Genomic DNA, 13,086 nt, shown 5'->3' with positions numbered 1-13,086 from the left:
GTCCCCGTCCTTCCGCCCGCTCCTGAAGATCATGCGGCTTGCGCGGTCCGCACGGCGTGCGCGGCTCGCACCGCTCATGCGACGTTCCGCGCGTCCCGGACGATCCCGGCGAGTGAGTCGGCGCCCAGCCGGTCGAGCCGGACGACCTCCGCGCCGAGCCGCGCGCCCAGCGCGGCCGCCAGCCCGAGCCGCACCGGACCGGACTCGCAGTCGACGACCACGGACGCGACGCCGGAGAGCAGCCCGGCGGCCCGCGCCGGATCCGGCCCGTGCGTGGCGCGGCCGTCGGTCACCACGACCAGCAGCGGACGGCGGGCCGGGTCGCGCAGCCGCTCGACCCGCAGTACCTCGGCGGCGCGCAGCAGCCCCGCCGACAGCGGCGTCCGCCCGCCGGTCGGCAACCGCTCCAGGCGCCGTGCCCCGGCCTCCACCGAGGACGTCGGCGGGAGGGCCACCGCTGCGTCCGCGCCACGGAACGTGATGAGCCCGACCTTGTCTCGGCGCTGGTAGGCGTCCAACAGCAGGCTGAGCACCGCCCCCTTGACCGCGCGCATCCGCTTCCGGGCGGCCATCGACCCGCTCGCGTCCACGACGAACAGGACGAGGTTGCCCTCCCGCCCGTCCCGGACGGTCTCCCTCAGGTCATCTGGGGTCACGATCAGCCCGGCGCCGTCCCGGCCGCGCGCGCTCTGGTAGGGCGCGGCGGCGCGCAGCGTGGCGGTCAAGTGCAGTCCACGCGCGCCTGGACGGGCACCGGACACACGTCCGTGAGGGCTACGCGCTTTGGAGCGGCGCCCTGGAGCACCCGCGCCCACGCCGGGCACGGTGAACAGGCGTGGCTTGTACGCGGCATCGGCGGGAGCGGTTTCGGTGTCCGGCGCATGTCCAGGCCCGCTCTCCACGGACGGCTCCGACGGTTCAGGCCGCTCGCCGCCCTCCTGCGAACCCGCCACGCCTCCGCCTGGGCCGTCATCGGACGGACCTGGGTCGTCGTCGGGCGGTTCTGGCTCCCGGTCCGTCTCCTCGCCCGGGTCAGGCCCGTGATCGGGCTCGGGTTCGGCGTGCTCGTCCAGGATCTCGTCGAGCTTCTGCCGGTCGAGCCCCGGCGCGTCGAACGGGTCGCGGCGCCGCCGGTGCGGCAGGGCCAGCCGGGCGGCGGTCCGCACGTCGTCGGAGGTGACCGTCGACCGCCCGTGCCAGGCGGCCAGTGCAATGGCCGCCCGCGCCGTGACCAGGTCGGCGCGCAGCCCGTCCACCTCGAACGAGGCGCATACGGCCGTGATCTGGCGGACCGCCGCGTCGGTCAGCTCGACGCCGGGCAGCCTGTCCCGCGCCGCGGCGATCCGCGCCGCCAGCACCGCCTCGTCCTCGGCCCAGCGCGCGGCGAAGCCCGCCGGATCGTCCTCGAACCGCAGCCGCCGCCGGACGACCTCCGCACGCTCCTCGGGATCGCGGGTCGCGACGACCTCGACGGTCAGCCCGAACCGGTCGAGGAGTTGCGGACGCAGCTCGCCCTCCTCCGGGTTCATGGTCCCCACCAGCAGGAACCGCGCCGCGTGCCGGACCGACACACCCTCCCGCTCGACGTATGACTCGCCCATCGCCGCCGCGTCCAACAGCAGGTCGACCAGGTGGTCGTGCAGGAGGTTGACCTCGTCCACGTACAGCACTCCGCGGTGCGCCGCCGCGAGCAGGCCCGGCTCGAACGCCCGGACCCCCTCGGTCAGCGCTCGCTCGATGTCCAGCGACCCGGTGAGCCGGTCCTCCGACGCGCCGACCGGCAGTTCCACCAGCCGCGCGGCCCGCTCCCCCGCCGTATCGACCCGCTCCGGCATCGTGTCGCCGCGCTCCGGGCCGGTGTGGGGGCCGTCGGGGCAGGACGGGTCGGGCGCGTACGGGTCGCAGGAGAAGCGGCAGCCGGGAACGACCCCAACCGGCGGCAGCAGCGCCGCCAGGGCCCGGACGATCGTCGACTTCGCGGTGCCCTTCTCGCCGCGCACCAGCACCCCGCCCACTCCCGGCGAGACGGCGTTGACCAGCAGCGCCAGCTTGAGGTCGGCCATCCCGACGACGGCGGAGAAGGGATAGCGCGCGGTACCGGCGCGTCCGCGGCCCATCGGCCTGTCGGTTCCGGTCGGCGCATCAGGGGGCATGCCTCGTCCTTTCCTCGGGTGTCCACGCCCGTGGCGGTTCCTGTCCGACGGCCGGAGTCTCCTGGCTCCCAGATCACCGCTCCCCCTCGGCCTTCCAGCCGGCCCGGGCGGGCCCGCCGTGGCGCGAGCGAGGGAGAACTCCCCTGGTCACAGTTGCGGGACAGCCCCGGATTCGCACCGGGTTCCTCCGCTTCCGTCGCAGCCACAGAATGGCACACCTGCCGCCGCGCCGCCCCTCGCCCCCGGCGCGGCCCCGGGCGACCGCGGCGCGGCGAGCGGTCAGGACGCGGGGAACAGCGGTTCGGCCGGGAGCCGCGGCACGGCGAACCAGACGGCCTTCCCGTGGACGGGCGAACCGGTCCGCGACCGGGTCCGCAGCATGCCCCAGCGTCCGCCGGACAGTTCCCGGACGATGCTGAGCCCGCGCCCGCAGTCGCCGGACGTCCAGGAGTAGCCCGGCAGACCGGCGTCGACGAAGGCGTCGAACACCGCGCAGCGCGCCTCCGCGGCGCCGTCGTCTCCGGGTTCGCCGGGGTCGAACCACAATTCGTGCGGGCCGTGGTCGCCCGCGTGCTGGTGGGCGTTGGTGGCCAGTTCACTGACCATCAGCTGGGCGTCGGCGACGACGTCGCGGGGGACCCGCAGCGGGGTGAGCGCGTCGGCGAGGGCGCGTCGGGCGTAGCCGGCGCAGCCCGGCCCGCCGGGCAGGGCCCACACCCGGCCCGGTCTGGATCTGGTGCCGAGGGACGCCCGGCGCGGCGGCACCGCGCACACGGCGTCGTCGGTGATGTCAGGCGAGGTCTTCACGGGTCCTCCCGGGGTCACGCGCTCATGCGCGCACCTGCGTGGTCGATTACTTTCAGTCCCCGAGTCGTCACAGAATCCAGCGTCTCGTGAGATTCTCACCTTCGCAACCGCCTTGATGAGATTGCTCTGTCCTCGTGCCGTGTTCGCCATTCGCGTTGTGGGGTGGCGCAAGAGTGAGGAGACTCCACTTCCATGACCTACCGCCCTACTGTCCGTGGCCGCCGGCTGGCCCGGGAACTGCGCAAGCTGCGCGAGGAGCAGGGGCTGACCCTGCAGGAGGTCGCGGACCGCCTCGACTGGTCGCGGGCCACCGTGTCCCGGCTGGAGACGAGCCAGACCCGGCCGCGCCCCGGCGACATCGCCGACATCCTCGACCTGTACGGCGTCCCGAGCCCGGCGCGGGACGCGCTCATCACACTGGCCAGGCAGGCCGGGCAGCGCGGCTGGTGGACGGCCTACCAGGACGTTTTCGCCGGCAGTTATGTCGCGCTGGAGGACGAGGCGTCCCACATCCGCACGTGGGACCCGCAGCTCATCCACGGTCTGCTGCAGATCGAGCAGTACTCCCGCGAGGTGATCACGGCGGGCCGGCTCCTGCCGAGCCCGGAGGAGATCGAGCGGCGGATCGCCGCGCGCAAGATCCGGCAGGCGCTGCTGGACCGGGAGAACGCGCCGCGACTGCACGTCGTGTTCGATGAGTCGGTGCTGCACCGGCACATCGGAGGGCGCGAGGTGATGCGCGCCCAACTCGACGCGCTCAGCCTGGCCGTGAAGACCCGCCCATCCGTGACGATTCAGGTACTTCCCTATACCGCTCAGGCACATGCCGGACTTGACGGACGTTTCACCATATTGTCGTATCCAAACCCCGCTGACCCCGATATCGCCTACGTAGAGGGCACCATGGGCGACGTTTACCTTGAGAGTGCCGAGGAAATAGCAAAACATAGGGACCGCTTCGATCGGATCGAGGCGGCCGCCCTGTCCCCCGAGGATTCCGCGCACCTCATCGCCGAGGCAGCAAGGAGCAGCCCGTGATCAACCTGCAGCACGCACTAAGCGGAGCCCAGTGGCGCACGTCGTCCCACAGTGGGAGTGGAGACCAGTGTGTCGAGGTGGCACCCCTTTCCAGCGATCTGCACGCTGTGCGCGACTCGAAAGACCCCGGCGGCCCGGCACTGGTACTGACGCCGGACGCCTGGCGGACCCTCCTCGCGTCACTGAGGGAGGTCTGACCGCTTTCACCGCACTCCGGCTGTGTGTCCGGCAATCTCGGCCTGAGGGGTTCGCCCCTCAGGCCGTGCTTGTGCGAGTTCGTCATCGCTTCGCGATCAGCCCGGTGGCGCTCGCCTTCGGCATTGCCCCACCGGGCTGGTAGCGCGCTCGCACGGTTCCCGAAGTCACCGTGAGACAGACTTGGGCACGAGCGCGCAGTCGCACGGCAAGAACGTGTTCTCATGTTGCGCGCGTCCATACCGGAGGGGTGCACCCGTGACCACGGAACTCAAGCTCGGTATCAATGTCGGCTACTGGCATCGCGATCCCGACGACCAGACCGAGACCGTCCTCGCCGCCGAACGGTGCGGCTACGACTCGGTCTTCACCGCCGAGGCGTACGGGTCGGACGTCTTCACACCGCTGACCTGGTACGCCGCACGCACGTCCCGTATCAAGCTCGGCACCGCGGTCGCGCAGATGTCGGCGCGCGCTCCCACCGCGACCGCGATGCACGCCCTCACGCTCGACGCGCTCTCGGGCGGGCGGATGATCCTCGGGCTGGGCGCGTCGGGGCCCCAGGTCGTGGAGGGCTGGTACGGCCAGCCGTTCCCCAAACCCCTCGCCCGCACCCGCGAGTACCTCGACATCGTCCGCCAGGTCTGGCGCCGCGAGGGCCCGGTCACCAACCCCGGGCCGCACTACCCGCTGCCTCTCCCCGGCGGGACCGGGCTCGGCAAGCCGCTGAAGTCGATCGCGCATCCGGTCCGCTCGGACATCCCCGTCTACCTGGGTGCGGAAGGGCCGAAGAACGTCGCGCTGTCCGCCGAGATCACGCAGGGCTGGCTGCCGCTGTTCGTCGACCCCGCCCAGATCGAGCCGGTGTTCGGGGAGTCGCTGGCCGGCCGTCCGGACGGCTTCGAGATCGCCGCGACCGTCACCACGGTCGTCACCGACGACCTGCCCGCCGCGCTGGAGTTCGCGAAGATCCCGCTGGCGTTCTACATCGGCGGGATGGGGGCCCGCGACCGCAACTTCCACCTCGACATGATCGGCCGGCTCGGCTACGCGGAACCGGCGCGGCGGGTCCAGGAGCTCTTCCTGGACGGTCGGCGCGCCGAGGCCATCAACGCCGTGCCGGACGAGCTGGCCGACTCCATCTCCCTCCTCGGCCCGATCGGCCGGATCAAGGAGCGGCTCCAGCTCTGGCGCGACAGCCCCGTCACCACCGTCCTCATCGCCGGGGTGAGGGACGAGCCGACCCTGCGCGCCGTCAAGGGTCTGGTGGACGCCTGACTCGCGGGACCCCGGGCGTGCCCGATCACACACCGCACGATGGAATGGGAGGTAGAGCGGGGACGCTGCACAAAGGGCCCCCGAGAGATCGATCAGAGACTGGAGATGGGCACACGATGTCCGCTCGGCAAGAAGCGCCCGCACAAGAGGGCGCCGCCCGGCTGCTCGTCAGGATCCTGGAGGCGGAGGGCGTCGAGTACGTCTTCGGCATCCCCGGCGAGGAGAACATTCATTTCATCCACGCGCTGAAGGACTCCACCATCCGCTACGTCCTCGTCCGGCACGAGCAGGGCGCGGCGTTCATGGCCGAGATCTACGGGCGGCTGACCGGAAAGGCCGGGGTGGCGTCGGCGACGCTCGGGCCCGGCGCGATCAACCTGCAGCTCGGCGTCGCCGACGCCACCACCAACAGCACGCCCGTCGTCGCGATCTCCGCGCAGGTCGGGCTGGACCGCATCTACAAGGAGTCGCACCAGATCATCGACCTGGTGTCGCTGTTCCGGCCCATCACCAAGTGGTCGGAACTGGCGCCGACGGCCGAGGCGCTGCCCGAGATGGTCCGCAAGGCGTTCAAGACGGCGCAGACCGAGCGGCCGGGCGCCGTCTACCTGGCGATCCCCGAGGACGTGGAGTCCGCGAAGGTCCCCGCGCACCTGAACCCGCTGCCGGTCAACGTCGTCCGCCCACAGGAGCCGTCGCCCTCGCAGATCGCGCGTGCCGCGGACGTGATCGCGCTCGCCGAGCAGCCGATCATCCTGGCGGGGCACGGCGCCGCCCGGGCCCGGGCGGGCGAGGCGCTCGTGCACTTCGCCGAGCGGTTGGGCCTGCCCGTGGCGACCACGTTCAACGGCAAGGGCGTGTTCCCCGACGACCACCGCAACGCGCTCGGCGCGGTCGGGTTCATGCGGCACGACTACGTCAACTACGGCTTCGACGAGGCGGACGTGCTGATCGCGGTGGGCTACGAACTCCAGGAGTTCGACCCGGTCAAGATCAACCCGAACGCGGACAAGAAGATCATCCACATCCATCAGTTCCCGGCCGAGGTCGACGACCACTACCCGGTCGAGGTCGGCATCCAGGGCGACATCTCCCGCTCGCTGCGCGCGCTCGCCGACTCCGTCCACCGCCGTTTCGACGTCAACGGGACGGGCCAGAAGATCCGCCGGATGATGGCCGGGGAACTGGCCGAGGGCGCCGTCGAGGACGGCCACCCGCTCTCGCCACGCCGCATCGTCGCCGACGTCCGCGCCGCCATGGGACGCCGCGACATCGTCCTCGCCGACACCGGCGCGGTGAAGATGTGGATGGCGCGGATGTACCCGACGTACGAACCGAACACCCTGCTCGTGTCGAACGGACTGTCGTCCATGGGGTTCGCCGTGCCGGGCGCCATCGCGGCCAAGCTCGCCCACCCCGACCGCAGGGTGCTCGCCGCCACGGGCGACGGCGCGTTCCTGATGAACTCCCAGGAGTTGGAGACCGCCGTCCGCGAGAACATCCCGATCACCGTGCTGATCTGGGACGACTCCGCGTACGGGCTGATCGAATGGAAGATGGATCTCGAACTCGGGACCAGCTCGAACATCAGGTTCGGCAACCCCGACTTCGTCCAGTACGCCGAGAGCTTCGGTGCGCGCGGCTACCGCGTCGGCTCCGCGGACGAGCTGCTGCCCACCCTGCGCAAGGCGCTGTCCGACGACGCGGTCTCGGTCATCACGGTGCCGGTCGACTACTCCCACAACCTCCAACTGACCGACAAGCTGGGCGAACTCACCGGCCCGTTCTGATGCCGCACAACGGCGGCTGACACAGACCCGCCGAGCTCACCGCTCGGGTCGTCCAGGCGCTGCCGTTCGGGCGGTGGGGCCGCGCCGGACGACGTCGCCCGGCTGGTGCGGTGGCTGGTGTCCGACGACGGCCGCTGGATCACCGGGCAGGTTCTCAACACTGAGGGCGGCTTCCGCCGCCGGGCGATGGGACGTCAGCGGCGGCAGATGATCTCACCGTGGGTGACGGCGTACCAGCCGTCGTCGGCGGCGGCCCACGCCTTCCAGCCCTCGTAGATCCGCTGGAGGTCGTCGCGGGTGGCGTGGCCGCCGTCGACGGCCTTGTCCGCGACGGACGAGCGGAGCAGCCGCCCGCCCCACGACTCGCTCCACCACTCGCGCTCGGCGGGGGTGGAGTAGCACCAGCTCGACGCGGACGCGGTGACGTCGGTGAACCCGGCGTCGCGCGCCCAGGAGACCAGACGGCGCCCGGCATCGGGCTCGCCTCCGTTACCGCGCGCCACCTTGTAGTAGATGGGCAGCCAGGAATCCATTCCTGGCGGGTCCGGGTACCAGACCATGGTGCCGAAGTCGGCGTCGCGCACCGCGACGATCCCGCCGGGCTTGGCGACCCGCCGCATCTCGCGCAGCGCCCGTACCGGGTCGGCAACGTGTTGCAGAACCTGATGGGCGTGGACGACGTCGAACGTCGCGTCGGGAAAGTCCAGTGCGTGGACGTCGGCGACCGCGAACTCGATGTTCTCCACACCCTCGGCGGTCCTGCGAGCCTCGTCCAGGACGATCGCGGCCGAGTCCACGGCGGTGACCCGTCCTGGGGCGACGCGGCGGGCCAGCCCGCCGGTGATCGTGCCCGGTCCACAGCCGACGTCCAGCACCGTCAGCCCCGGGCGGAGGTGTTCGATCAGGTAGGCGGCGGAGTTCTCGACCGTCCGCCACTGGTGCGAGCTCAGCACGCTCGCGTGATGGCCGTGGGTGTAGGACGCGTTCGCGCTCATCGGGATCACCTCTCCGTGCGATGCCCTCACCTTACGCCGCGTTCTCATATGTCGAGAAGTCAGTCTTATATTTTGAGACGACCCAGGTCCGGATACACAAGGAGGCCGAGGCGGGATCGCCTCGGCCTCGTTCGCCGTTCGTCCGTGTTACGCAGCCGGTGCTAAGCGGCCAGTGCTAAGCGGCCAGTGCTAAGCGGCCAGTGCTAAGCGGCCAGTGCGACGCGCCGCTCGGTGGCGTGAACGGGCACCGGCATCGGGGTCTCGATGGGAAGCGCCTCGACGAGGGCCAGCGCCGGCGGGATCTCGACGTAGGCGTTCAGGGCGGCATGGGACAACTCGGTGAGCCACGGCTGCACGACGGTCCGCTCGGCGGGCCCGTCAAGCCGTGGACGGGAGAGATGGAATGTGCCGGTCGCTTCGCTCACTGCCAACACCCCTTCCTTAACCCGGTGGGCCGCAGCTGTGCGGAAGCCACCGGTTGTCACATACCCATTGGTACGTCTCTGCAAGCCACTCGGTTCGACCCTTGTTCCCGGATGTCTCCGAGCTCACAGCCTTAAGCTACGCACCACCACTGACATTTCTCGAACGTATTTTCGCCGCGCGGACCGCTGGTCCGGCGCTAGTCGGGGCGGGGCGCGGGCTCGGTGGTGACCGCGCGAAGCAGCGGCCGGCTGAGCGCGCTCGCGCCGAGCACCCCCGCGAAGCCGAGCACGACGAACGCGATGAGCGCCACGAGGCCGGACGGCCCGATCCCGGTGGCGAACGGCGAGGCGAAGAACAGTCCCGTCAGCAGCGAGCCGCCGCCCATCACCGTGAGCGGGATCAGCGTCTCCTGCCGCCGGGCCCGGTCGAGTACGGACAGCGGGGTGCCCGCGAGGCGCAGCATCGCGTACGCCTGCCTGCGGTCCAGGACAGCGGACGCGCCCGTGATACCCGCGCTGGTGACGGCGATGAGGAACGAGACCGCAAGGACGGTGAACGCACCCGTCCTCAGATCGGCCAGCAGGCGATCCCCGTCCACGTCCTGGTCGGCGGGAGTGGTGGCGACCTTGCCGGGGACGACACCGGCCAGCGCGGTCCGGGCACGGTCGCGGGCGGCGACGCCACCGGGAACGGTGACCGTCACGATCCCGTTGCGCGTCACGGTGCTGTGCTCGGCCAGAGGGTCGTCCTCCGTCGTGGTCCGCTTCACCGTGACCCGGGCGTTCATCCCGGTGAGCCTGCTCTTGACCTGGTCGGCGACGGCGGAGGACCTCGCCTGCGGGACGGTCAGCCGCAGCGCGTCCGGGTCCCCGGCCGTGGACAGGGACGGCGGCGCGCTCAGCAACGCCAGGAACCCCGCGACGAACCCGGTGAGCGCGACACCGGCGACCGTCCGCCACGCAGCGCGCGGGTCGTCCAGCAGGCGGCGCCCGGCCAGCAGGCGCGCCGGGCCGCGCGCGGTGCCGACGGTGACTCGGCCGATCAGCGCCACCACCCACGGCCCGGCGAGGTTAAGCGCGAGGAACGCCAGCGCCAGGAAGACCAGCAGGACGACCAGGGCCGCCCGCCCGAGGCTCATCAGGCCGCTGCTCACCACGCCGAACGAGATCAGGACGACCACGAGCGCGCCGAGCCGCACGGCCCGCAGCGCCGGCGGGGTCTCGCGGCGGGCGACGCCGAGCGGGCTGACGACCACGCGGCGGAGCCCGGCGACCGCGCTGACGCCGACGAGGACGGGTACCGCCGCGAGAACGCCGGCGACCGACAAGGGTCCGGGCCACAGGTCGCCGATGAACCAGCCGCCGCCCTGGATCGTGATGCGCGCGAGCGCCGGGACCGCCGCCGCGTACAGCAGCAGGCCCGCCACCGCGCCGGCGGCAGCCGTCAGCACGGCCTCGGCGGTGGTGATCGCGACGACCTGCCCGGGGGTCGCGCCGACGAGACGCAGCGCCGCGAGCCGCTGGTCACGGCGCGCCACGGTGAGCCGGGCCGCCGCGCCGCCGAACACCAGCAGCGGGACGACCATCAGCACCGACGCGATCGCCATCAGCACCCGGTAGGCGGACGCGAGCGAGGACGCCGCGGTGGGGAACCGGTCGATGCGGGTCGGGCCGGCGGTGGTCTCCAGCGCGTCGGAGGAGTTGCGGGGGGCCGTCACGGCCGGGTCGCGGGCGTCGCGTCCGATCACGGCGACGAGTTCGCCGGGGTGGACGAGCGCGCCGCGCCCGAGCGTCCCGGCGGGTGCGGGGAACCGCTGCGCGAGATGGTCGGCGGGCAGGTCCTTCACCAGGCGCGCGAGCGCGGGCGACAGCCACGCCTCGCCCGGTCTCGGAAAGCGCGGCATGCCCGGCGGCACCGGCGCCGCGCCGTTCAGCGCGGCCAGGTCGATCACCGCGATTGGCCGGCCCCGCACGTAGTCGGTCGATAGTGCCTCGATCGCCGCCGGTGCCGCGGCGGGCTTGTCCGGGTGGCGCCAGGCGTCGGCGTGGGAGCGTTGCAGGAACGCGTGGTTGGCGCCCACCGCGAACAGCAGCAGCCCGGTCGAGACGGCGACGGCGGCGAGCGTGAGCAGCGTGCCCAGCAGCGTGCGGCGGCCCCCGCCGCGCAGCAACCGCCACGACAGCTCCAGCACCGTCCGCATCAGGACGTCCACGGGACGGGCGGAGGGGCGTGGCCGCCGGGGGGAGGGAGAGGCGGGCCCTCGGCGGGAGGGCGGACGCGGCCGTCGCGGACCTCGACGACCCGATCGCACCAGCCCGCCACGGACGGGTCATGGGTGACGACGACCAGCGAGGCGCCGTTGTGCCTGGTCGCCTCCACCAGCAGCCGCATCGTGTCGTGGCCGGTCGCCTGGTCGAGCGCGCCGGTCGGCTCGTCCGCGAACACGACGGCGGGACGGGGCACGAGCGCGCGGGCGATGGCGACGCGCTGGGCCTGGCCGCCCGACAGCTCCCCCGGCCGCCGATGCTCCATCCCGGCGAGGCCGAGCGCCGCGAACCAGGTCTGCGCCGCCTTCACCGCCGCACGCCGGGATGTCCCGTCCAGCATGAGCGGGAGCGCGACGTTCTCGTCGGCGGGCAGTTCGGGCAGGAGCTGCCCGAACTGGAAGACGAACCCGAACCGGGACCGCCGTAGCGCGCTGCGGCGGCGTTCGCCGAGCGTGTCGACGCGCTGCCCGAGCAGGTGCACCTCCCCCGCGTCCGGGCGCATGATCCCGGCGAGGCAGTGCAGCAACGTGGACTTTCCCGACCCGCTCGGGCCCATGATGGCCACGGCCTCGGCGCGGTCCACCGCGAGGTCCACGCCGTCCAGCGCGACGGCGGGCCCGAAGTGCTTGACCAGGCCGCGCCCGGACAGGACGGTCACCGACGGCCCTTGACCGAGTCGGCGATCTCGCGGGCGGGCAGCACGATCCCGCCGTAGACGACGAAGGCGATGAACGCCAGGAAGAGGGGCGCATAGATCAGGTACATGCCTCCAGCCTGCGGCGGACGGCAGGTCACCGGCATCGGGCGCGGGGCCGGACCGGGGGCGGCGGGATCGGCCGAACGGTCGATCCCGGGCATCGGCCGGGGGTCGTAGCCTTCATGTCCATGAAGGACCCGGGGGCTCGGCTGGACCGCATCCACTCCGTGGGCGGCTGCCTCGCGCGCGCCTCCTACGGCGCCTTCGCGGGCCTGTACCTGCTGGCGTGCCTGATCAGCACACCGAAGAACGCGGTGGACCTGTGGACGATCCTGCTCGCCGCGGTGGCCAGCATCGGCGCGATCATCGTCCGGCGACCGCTCGCGTGGGCGGCGGCCACCGCGCTGCTGTCGGGGCTCAGCACCCTGTTCCTGGCGGCGGCCGTCCATCCGGACCTGGGCAACCCCAGCGTGTTCGCCGAGATCGGGGGGATGCTCATCATCATCGGGCGGGTGGTGTGGAAGGCCCCCCGCGACCGGCTCGTCGCGGTCGCGCTGGTGCTCGGCGCGGCGGTGCTGATCCTGCCGCTGCGCTGGACGCTGATCAGCGCGGTGCTGTTCACCGCTCCGCTCGGCATCTGCGTGGCACTCGCCCTCGGCGCCGGGCTCTACCTGCGCGCGGTGGACTCCCGGCGGTCCCGGTCACTGTCCGCCGCACGCCGGGACGAGCGCCTGGAACTGGCCCGCGACCTGCACGACTTCGTCGCCCACCACGTGACGGGCATCGTCGTCCAGGCGCAGGCCGCACGGTTCGCCGCCCAATCGGGGTCGGCGCAGACCCCCGACCAGCTCGACACGATGTTCGCGGGCATCGAGCAGGCGGGCACCGAGGCGCTGACCTCGATGCGCCGGATGGTGGGCCTGCTGCGGGACGCCCAGTACGCGGACGCCCGGGACGGGGACGCCCGGGGTGGGCAGGCGCGCGCCGCCGATTCCAGCGGGCACGCCGCTCGGGGCGACGGCGGCTCGTCCACCCGCCCGGTCGGGGACCTCGCGCAGCTGCGGCAGCTCGTGGACGGGTTCACGCATCCGCCGGCCACCCTGACCCTCGCGCCCGACCTCGGCACGCTGCCGCCCGAGGTCGCGACGTCGGTGCACCGCGTGGTCCAGGAGGCGCTGACCAATGTCCGCAAGCACGCCGCCGACGCCACCGCCGTGCGGGTGACGGTCGCGCGCCTCGGCGACGGGTCGGTCGAGGCGGCCGTCCGGGACGACGGGCAGGGGCGGGGACGGCGGCTGCCGTCCGGCGGGTTCGGGCTGTCCGGGCTCGCGGAGCGGGTGGACGCGCTGGGCGGCCGGTTGCTGGCGGGCCCGCGCCCGGAGGGCGGCTGGGAGGTCCTCGCCGTGGTGCCCGTCCACGGCGCACGCAGGGCCTGAGAGA

General features: G+C 72.6%; 11 protein-coding genes and 1 riboswitch. Of the genes, 5 read left to right on the top strand and 6 right to left on the bottom strand.

Going from position 1 to position 13,086, the window contains the following annotated elements:
• Positions 1 to 74: 74 nt before the first annotated feature.
• Positions 75 to 2,153, bottom strand: a complete 2,079-nt coding sequence (locus AMA02S_RS21215; RefSeq protein ID WP_245667693.1) for a putative cobaltochelatase — start codon at positions 2,151 to 2,153, stop codon at positions 75 to 77.
• 55 nt (positions 2,154 to 2,208) lie between these two features.
• A riboswitch (cobalamin riboswitch) is annotated at positions 2,209 to 2,340 on the bottom strand.
• Positions 2,341 to 2,432: 92 nt separating this feature from the next.
• A complete protein-coding gene (locus AMA02S_RS21210; protein ID WP_245667692.1) occupies positions 2,433 to 2,960 on the bottom strand; it encodes an ATP-binding protein in 528 nt (175 codons plus the stop codon).
• A 192-nt stretch (positions 2,961 to 3,152) separates the two neighbouring features.
• Between AMA02S_RS21210 and AMA02S_RS21205 the strand changes: the two genes are divergently transcribed.
• The 4 genes from AMA02S_RS21205 (at position 3,153) to AMA02S_RS21190 (ending at position 7,261) form a co-directional block, all read left to right on the top strand.
• Entirely contained in the window at positions 3,153 to 3,998 is an 846-nt protein-coding gene (locus AMA02S_RS21205; protein ID WP_067461087.1) for a helix-turn-helix domain-containing protein, read from the top strand.
• The gene (locus tag AMA02S_RS21200) at positions 3,995 to 4,195 is read left to right on the top strand and encodes a DUF397 domain-containing protein (RefSeq protein ID WP_157430753.1); all 201 of its coding nucleotides are present in this window, start codon (positions 3,995 to 3,997) and stop codon (positions 4,193 to 4,195) included. Before AMA02S_RS21205 ends, AMA02S_RS21200 begins: the two co-directional genes overlap by 4 nt.
• 256 nt (positions 4,196 to 4,451) lie before the next feature.
• Positions 4,452 to 5,471 carry an LLM class F420-dependent oxidoreductase gene (locus AMA02S_RS21195; RefSeq protein ID WP_067461086.1) on the top strand — a complete coding sequence of 340 codons (1,020 nt, stop codon included), beginning with the start codon at positions 4,452 to 4,454 and terminating at the stop codon, positions 5,469 to 5,471.
• A gap of 116 nt (positions 5,472 to 5,587) precedes the next feature.
• Positions 5,588 to 7,261, top strand: a complete 1,674-nt coding sequence (locus tag AMA02S_RS21190; RefSeq protein WP_067461085.1) for an acetolactate synthase large subunit — start codon at positions 5,588 to 5,590, stop codon at positions 7,259 to 7,261.
• A gap of 194 nt (positions 7,262 to 7,455) precedes the next feature.
• Here AMA02S_RS21190 and AMA02S_RS21185 read toward each other — a convergent pair whose 3' ends face one another.
• The 4 genes from AMA02S_RS21185 to AMA02S_RS21170 all read right to left on the bottom strand — a co-directional run bounded on the left by AMA02S_RS21185 (position 7,456) and on the right by AMA02S_RS21170 (position 11,607).
• Positions 7,456 to 8,256, bottom strand: coding sequence for a methyltransferase domain-containing protein (locus AMA02S_RS21185; RefSeq protein WP_067461326.1), 801 nt, complete (start codon positions 8,254 to 8,256; stop codon positions 7,456 to 7,458).
• Positions 8,257 to 8,459: 203 nt separating this feature from the next.
• Complete coding sequence (locus tag AMA02S_RS21180) at positions 8,460 to 8,681, bottom strand: hypothetical protein (protein WP_067461084.1); 222 nt, start codon at positions 8,679 to 8,681, stop codon at positions 8,460 to 8,462.
• A gap of 197 nt (positions 8,682 to 8,878) precedes the next feature.
• Complete coding sequence (locus AMA02S_RS21175; RefSeq protein ID WP_245667691.1) at positions 8,879 to 10,894, bottom strand: FtsX-like permease family protein; 2,016 nt, start codon at positions 10,892 to 10,894, stop codon at positions 8,879 to 8,881.
• Positions 10,882 to 11,607, bottom strand: a complete 726-nt coding sequence (locus tag AMA02S_RS21170) for an ABC transporter ATP-binding protein (protein ID WP_084265429.1) — start codon at positions 11,605 to 11,607, stop codon at positions 10,882 to 10,884. The genes AMA02S_RS21175 and AMA02S_RS21170 overlap by 13 nt, the downstream gene beginning before the upstream one ends.
• A 227-nt stretch (positions 11,608 to 11,834) precedes the next feature.
• Between AMA02S_RS21170 and AMA02S_RS21160 the strand changes: the two genes are divergently transcribed.
• The gene (locus AMA02S_RS21160; RefSeq protein ID WP_067461325.1) at positions 11,835 to 13,082 is read left to right on the top strand and encodes a sensor histidine kinase; all 1,248 of its coding nucleotides are present in this window, start codon (positions 11,835 to 11,837) and stop codon (positions 13,080 to 13,082) included.
• Positions 13,083 to 13,086 lie beyond the last annotated feature (4 nt).

It is taken from the genome of Actinomadura macra NBRC 14102, assembly GCF_001552215.1.
GTDB classification, from domain to species: Bacteria; Actinomycetota; Actinomycetes; order Streptosporangiales; family Streptosporangiaceae; genus Spirillospora; species Spirillospora macra.
This window is presented reverse-complemented; position numbering and strand designations above follow the sequence as displayed.